The organism is Shewanella sp. 6_MG-2023 (assembly GCF_030547195.1).
Classification (GTDB): Bacteria; Pseudomonadota; Gammaproteobacteria; order Enterobacterales; family Shewanellaceae; genus Shewanella.
Genome location: NZ_JAUOQU010000085.1, coordinates 1 through 600, shown reverse-complemented (window position 1 = coordinate 600; position 600 = coordinate 1). Strand labels below are relative to the sequence as shown.

Here is a 600-nt window from a genome sequence, read left to right as displayed (position 1 = left end):
TGAACGTCTTTATCTTCAGTTAGCTGTGCTGTTGAAGTACCCGCAATCACCGCTTTATCATCTGTGCCGTTAATGGTCACAGTGATTTTTTGCTCAGTGCCATCAACGCTATGAATTAACACTGTATCAGTAACTGACTCACCTGTTTTAAGGCCTTGAATCGCTGTCTGAGAATTATCAGCCGTGTAAGTCCAGTGGCCTAGGTTATTGATCGACAGTGTGCCAAATTGACCTTGCAATGAACTTGCTGAAAACTGGGCTTGGCCATTATCTAAATCTGTTACGGTAAGTGCGCCATCAACTCGAAGTTGACCAGAGTGAACATCTTTATCTTCAGTTAAACTGGCCGTTGAAGTACCTGAAATAACGGCTTTATCGTCGGTGCCATTAATGGAGACTGTGATTTTTTTCTCTGTACCATCAATCGAATGAACTAACACCGTATCGGTAACGGTTTCACCGTTTTTCAGCCCTTGAATCGCTGGCTGAGAATTATCAGCGGTATAGGTCCAATGGCCTAAATTGTTAATCGATAACGTGCCGAACTGACCTTGCAATGATGTCGCTGAAAACTGAGCTTGGCCGTTATCTAAATCGGTA

At 43.3% G+C, this 600-nt stretch carries 1 protein-coding gene; it reads right to left on the bottom strand.

All coding sequences use genetic code 11. The features are described 5' to 3' along the window. A partial coding sequence (locus Q4533_RS19655; protein WP_303503932.1) for a VCBS domain-containing protein occupies nucleotides 1-600 on the bottom strand: 600 nt, incomplete at both ends.